Source organism: Ruminobacter sp. RM87 (assembly GCF_000701925.1).
In the GTDB taxonomy this organism is placed as follows: Bacteria; Pseudomonadota; Gammaproteobacteria; order Enterobacterales; family Succinivibrionaceae; genus Ruminobacter; species Ruminobacter amylophilus.
In genome coordinates, this window is the sequence record NZ_JNKD01000088.1 from 1 (window position 1) to 6,262 (window position 6,262).

Annotated in this window: 4 protein-coding genes; 2 read left to right on the forward strand and 2 right to left on the reverse strand. The window is 44.0% G+C overall.

Going from position 1 to position 6,262, the window contains the following annotated elements; genetic code table 11:
- Together T489_RS13795 and T489_RS14470 are read right to left on the reverse strand one after the other, a co-directional pair.
- Positions 1 to 228: hypothetical protein (locus T489_RS13795; RefSeq protein WP_037319547.1), on the reverse strand; the 228-nt coding region annotated here is incomplete at its 3' end.
- Between the two features lie 547 nt (positions 229 to 775).
- Complete coding sequence (locus T489_RS14470; protein ID WP_051622103.1) at positions 776 to 2,668, reverse strand: DUF2813 domain-containing protein; 1,893 nt, start codon at positions 2,666 to 2,668, stop codon at positions 776 to 778.
- A 372-nt stretch (positions 2,669 to 3,040) separates the two neighbouring features.
- Between T489_RS14470 and T489_RS0111715 the strand changes: the two genes are divergently transcribed.
- Both T489_RS0111715 and fabA read left to right on the forward strand, forming a co-directional pair.
- The gene (locus T489_RS0111715) at positions 3,041 to 5,074 is read left to right on the forward strand and encodes an AAA family ATPase (RefSeq protein WP_051622105.1); all 2,034 of its coding nucleotides are present in this window, start codon (positions 3,041 to 3,043) and stop codon (positions 5,072 to 5,074) included.
- A gap of 235 nt (positions 5,075 to 5,309) precedes the next feature.
- The gene (fabA, locus tag T489_RS0111720; protein WP_198020481.1) at positions 5,310 to 5,819 is read left to right on the forward strand and encodes a 3-hydroxyacyl-[acyl-carrier-protein] dehydratase FabA; all 510 of its coding nucleotides are present in this window, start codon (positions 5,310 to 5,312) and stop codon (positions 5,817 to 5,819) included.
- Positions 5,820 to 6,262: the final 443 nt, after the last annotated feature.

Here is a 6,262-nt window from a genome sequence, read left to right on the forward strand (position 1 = left end):
AATGAACCCCGCAAGTTCAGGATGTTCGTCAAGAAATTCAGAATTCCATTCTATGACGCCTTCAGTTCCGCCACCGACAATCTTCCCCACGGTTTTATTCTGCCCCGGTACCCTTCTCGGCTGTCTGAGTGTTTTGTCCCAGGCAATCTTATACGTCGTGACATAAGAGTATTTTCCCTGATTGATAATCATGAGAGGTGGTAATTTCGGAGTGTCTGTTACGGCCATAAAATCATCCATATAAACATACAATACATATGTTTATATTATACTGCAAAAAATTATGGAAGTCTCGTGTTTTCTATAACTTCCATAAAATTATTTTTCGTATATGTTTAAAACAGCAAAGTTTCGGACAAAAACATGAAAAAGAAAAAAGACATGACTTTCATTCTGAAAACCATGTCTTTTTTTTTCCATTGCCTGATGTGGCTTGTAAGTGCTTAAAAAACGCACTATTGATTATTATATTTCTTTGTTTTTATTCCGTGTTTTCGGTATATCAGGATAAAAAATCCTAATACGCGTATGATAACAATCATTTTTTATAAAATCATTATAATTGTCATAAAATTTGACATACATATCGTGTTTTAGTGTTTAAAAATGTAAAATTTTTTAAAAATCACACTTTTTTTGTAAACAGACATTACTTTCAGCTTAACTTTTTTTCATAAAAATTATTTTTTCTGAAAGTTTTTTGAAAAAATAATACAAAAAAAATCCCCGGTCCCCGCCCGGCAGAAAACGTAAAGGATGTGCCGCTCTCGTTCCGTCAGTGACGGTTATTGGCCTCACTCTTCACCTTTACCAGAATTTTCTGAAAAAGATGCGGTATGCTGCGTTTTCCCCTTCTTCTTGCTTCATCCACCACGGCAAGAGCCATTCCCGGTTTGCTTTTTCTTCTGATGGCCATGTCGATAATCTTGTTACGGCTTAAATTATGCGTACTGGAAACCCCGCAGTTCTGTCTGTATACATCGGCAAACCCGAAATCATACAGAAAATGCTCTATGTCAACTGAAGGAAGCAGTGTCACGCAGTCATCACTGTCTCCGTTTCCTGCGCTTCTCGCATACTTTACGCCTGCCTCGTCACCGTCCGCCAGAAGATGCCAGGAAATTCCCAACTGATTGGCCAGCTTTATCAGAGGTCCGGCTCCGCACTGTGCGTATTCCACCAGTCTGATACCCTCGGCCTGCAGTCCTATCCCCAGAATTGCGGCAAACTCGTTAAGCAGCCAGATTTCTGTTTCCCCCTCAACGAATATCCATGCCCTGGCGAAAAGACTCATAGGACGGTTTATGCGGATATGAAACGCTATGCGGCGCATTTCATCACTATTGAATTTCTTTTCATCTATGAACCGGCATTCCACGCTGCTTACGGTCTTGTGCATTCTTCGGATGTCACTTAATGACACGGCAGAAAGCAGATCCCCGGAATTTGTGGTGACAATTTTCTGAATGGGCATCAGATCAACAAGATTCCAGATATTCATGAGCACTGTAGGGTGCAGACGGGATTCGATATCTTCAAACACCACTATCGGTCTTGCCTGACTGTCAATCTTCCGGCCTTCAAGATCATCAACGAAGGAAGCCACTATAAGAGACAGAATTATCTTGATGCTGCGTTTTCCGGAATGATTAAGCAGTTTGCTTACCGAACCGAAGGCTTCATTGGACACCGGTCTTAAAACTATATCCTGTATGTCCCTGCCGGTTTTACGCCCCTTGTTTCCCCTTGCCGGCCGTGATAACGGAGGAACGATGGAGAAATAATGCTCAAGAAGCGTATTGATGGCATTCAGATTTTCCGAAAGAAGCGTATCCGCAACATTTTCACCGTCAGACACAATCATGCTTTTAAGAAACTTCGGCAGCTTCTGTCTGATGTGTTCCAGAGCCTTCTGCTGACCAGATTTTCTGCCGAAAACCAGATTTTTTCTGCCGACGTCATCAGCTCCCGCGGTATTGAAAGAAGTCTCAGAAACATCATCTCCGGAATAATCATAATCTTCGGAATCTCCGTTATCAAAGCCGTTCTGATATCCGGTACTTTCGGAACCGTAATCCTGTTCCCTTCGAACCGTATTGTCAACATCACCGCCAAAATCGAGTCCGTGATTGCCGCGGCGGCGGTCACGAATGCGGAAAAGAGGATTTAGAGCCAGCAGAGACACTACCTGCTTCATCATGCTGACATGCTGATTAAGCAGATCTCCGTTGGCGTCAAGGAAGGAATGATCAGTAAAGACGGAACCGTTACAGTTCATATGACCGTGGAGATAATAGAAGACCCTGCTGTATGAATCACGGCATCTCACCCATGCGGGGTACAGTCTCTGAAGTCTGGAATCCTTAAGCGCGGCCCCGAGGACAACCTCTCTGAACACCAGCACCACGGAAATATCCTTCTCATGCAGATATTTTGTCTGTTTTTCCTCATCATAGCGTTCGAACTGGTAGTCAGAAACCTCTTTACGGAAATCATCCTCCACGAATTCATAGGGAACCTCGCCGTTGCCGAGCACACACCATAAAAGACGTAAAAGAGAGCTTTTACCCCAGGAGTTCTCACCTATGAGCACGGTCTTATTGTTAAAATTTACCGTCAGTCTTGAAATACCGCGATATCCTGTTATTTCAATTCTTTCCAGATACATAATGTCATCCTGTCGTTTAGTATGCTTCGGATCCGGCCGTTACCATGTCATGCTCACGGAAGACCGGGTGCCGGACGATTCTGAGGTACGCAGGCACGAAAAACAGAGGATTCTATACTTATCATTTAAACATTATTTGAGGAGCTCAAAAGGATCTTTTCCTTATTTATGACGCCCCTGTCATACAAAAAACAGCAACAATGTCGATTTGATCGGTATTTTGCGGATTTATAGATACCTGACACTCAATATCTTAAATTTTTATCTGACACAGTCAGAGTAAAACTGTATGATATCCTTAATGAAGTAGAAGAAAATTAAACAGAAGCCTAATGGCGGCATGACCGCCAGATAAAAAAGAGCCGAAAGAATATGGAAGAATTAAAACACCAAGAATTATTACCGGATTTTCAGGAACTGCTCAATGCCGAACATAAAGACGGCGTCACCTTCGCATCATTCCAGAAAAGAGCTCAGAACGCCATTCAGGAACTGGTATACACTTCCAAACCGAATCCAATCATGCTGCTAAATACGGCAGGCTGCAATCCGGAAAAATGCATAAAGGATCTGCTTTTAGGATGTGAACATCCGCAGAGAGAACTGCACGACATCATCTATGCCGAGAATCTCAACAATGAACTGGCACCTACCTGGCTTCATATCAAAACAGGAACTGCAGATGAGTTCAACAAGCAGATTATCGAACTTCTCAACAAGATCAACCACAAGATCAACGCTGAAGATGATTTTCTGCAGATTATGAAAAAACAGCCGGGCAACACCAAGCTGGAAACCTATCTGTCGGATCTTTCAATATTCATGGCCAAGGGCGGCGAATTCACCTACCCTGTACTGATGAATCTCATGGTGTGTCACGAGGAAGGAAAGGCTCCCGTCATCTACGCACGAGATCTTACCTGGAAAAAGCTGTTCGGCGGCGTGAACTATCTTACCGAAAACGGCACCACCTATTCTCACCACCACCTGCTTGAAGCCGGTCTGCTCAGAAAGGCTGACGGCGGTTTTCTGATTATTCCGGCAGAAGAACTCATTCACAATCCTATGCTGTGGTTCAAACTGAAGAGTTCTCTGGACTCTGGTCTGCTGGACTGGGAAAATCCGGTGGAAATAACCACCAACATAGTTCCGTTCTTCAACCCTGAACCGACACCTATAAACGTAAAGGTTATTATCGCCGGTTCCTATTTTGAAATTGCAGAGCTGCACAACCTTGATCCGTTATGCGACCGTTCGTTCTACCTGAGAACCGACATATCATCGTATTTTTCCATCAGGGAACACGGGAAGGACTATCTTTCATACATCCGTTCACTGGTCTCATACAACGGCTACCTGCCGATAAATGACGAAGCCGCCCTGCGTCTTCTGAAATTCAGCTGCCGTCAGGCGGAAAGCCAGAAGGATTTCGTACTTGATGAAAACACTCTGACCAACATCATCTGTGAAGCATCGGGGCTGGCCGCGAGAAAGGAATCAGCCGAGATAACCGGGGAAATAATAGAAGAAACACTGGAACACAGAATTTTCCGCAGCAATCAGTCTGAAGAAAGTTCTTCCGACTTTGTCAGAGACAAACAGATGCTGCTGCAGACTCAGGGAGAGGTTATCGGCCAGATTAACGGTCTTTCAGTCATCAGCACCTATGCCGAGGATTTTGAATACGGTGAACCTACCCGTATTACCGCAACCATTCATTCCGGAGGCGAAGGTGACATTTCCGACATCGAACACAAGGCGGATCTGGCAGGACAGATTCATACCAAGGCCATGATGATTATCAACGGATATCTCACCAATACCTTCGGCCGCGACGAATCCATTCCGGTCAGTGCAAATCTGGTGTTTGAACAGTCCTACAACGAAATTGACGGCGACAGTGCGTCACTTACCGGTCTGTGCGCGATTCTTTCCGCCATGTCCCGCAAACCTATTAAACAGAATCTGTCACTTACAGGCTCTCTTGACCAGCTGGGCAACGTACAGCCTGTTGGAGGTCTGAACGAAAAGATTGAAGGATTCTACCGCATCTGCAAGATTCAGGGCATAACGGGGACCCAGGGCGTAATTATCCCTGAAAGCAACCGACAGTCTCTTGTTCTGAACGACGAGATTGTGAATGCCGTAAAAAACGGCAGTTTCCATATCTATCCCGTAAAAACGGTTGATGAGGCCGTTGAACTTCTTACGGGCATAAAGGCTGGTCTCATCGAAGGACGCAGAAAAGCCGACAATGACCAGCAGAACTCATCTTCCGGCGAAGCAGAAGCTGGAAGTCAGGAAACTACCCTATACAACATCATAAGAGAGTATCTGGACAGCCTCGGAGAGCAGGAAACCAGAGTAAGAAAACAGGGATTCTTTGCAAGAATCTTCGGCAAATAGTCATCACGGGGAACCGTAAATGTTCCCCTTTCCTATTGAAAGGACCTGTGCCGGCAGTAAAAATTTTCAGGAAACATACAGTAGATTACATTATTTTTTTAAATTTACATGCTTACACTGTAAATATGTATTCAAATAGGATAAAATACCCCTCAGTGCAATACGATTCCCGCATATACAGGGATAAAAATTAATAAGGAATTAGATTTTGGAAGACACTTCAAATAAGCTGTCTCTGTGTGACAGAGGCGTAAATTCTTTCTCAAAGGAAGACCTTCTCGCATGCAGCCGTGGTGAGTTATTCGGACCGGGTAACAGCCAGTTACCTGCGCCCAACATGCTGATGATTGATCGTATCATCAAGATCAGTGACACAGGCGGTGAATTTGACAAAGGTGTAATTGTTGCTGAACTGGACATCAATCCTGATCTCTGGTTCTTCCAGTGCCACTTCCCGGGAGATCCTGTAATGCCCGGATGTCTCGGTCTTGACGCCATGTGGCAGCTTGTAGGCTTTTTCCTCGGATGGAAAGGCGGTCCTGGCAAGGGAAGAGCTCTCGGTGTAGGCGAAGTTAAGTTCACCGGTCAGGTTCTCCCTACTGCAAAGAAGGTTACCTATACCATCAATCTCAAGCGCGTAATCATGCGCAAGCTGATTATGGGCATCGGTGACGGCGTGGTTTCCGTTGACGGAACCCCAATCTATCATGCTACAGATCTTAAGGTTGGTCTTTTCACCAACTAATCTAATCAGGTTCTGTCAAGCTATAATCAGAATCCCCGCAAAAGCGGGGATTCTTTGTTTTTATCTGTTCATCATTCTGACAGCATGAAGTCCGGGACTTTTCCACAGAACTGATGTTCAGCCTAAACTCCGCACACCCTAGTGTATAACTAGGGTAAATCTCATCACAAATCCATTAAATATTACACTTTTACCCCTGTTTTTTAAGAAATTCTCTTTACTTATTCTTATTACGGGTGTAACATAGTCTATAATATATTTAATGGACTATTCATATGACAGACTCAACAGACATCAAGTGGAATTTCTCAAGTTATACAGATAAAAAAGGCAGAACCTACATTATTTCTTACTACAATAAATGGGATTCGATAAAAAAACAGTCCCGTGTTGCCCATCGTGTTCATGTAGGCAGACTTAATTCCGATACAGGAGAGGTTTCA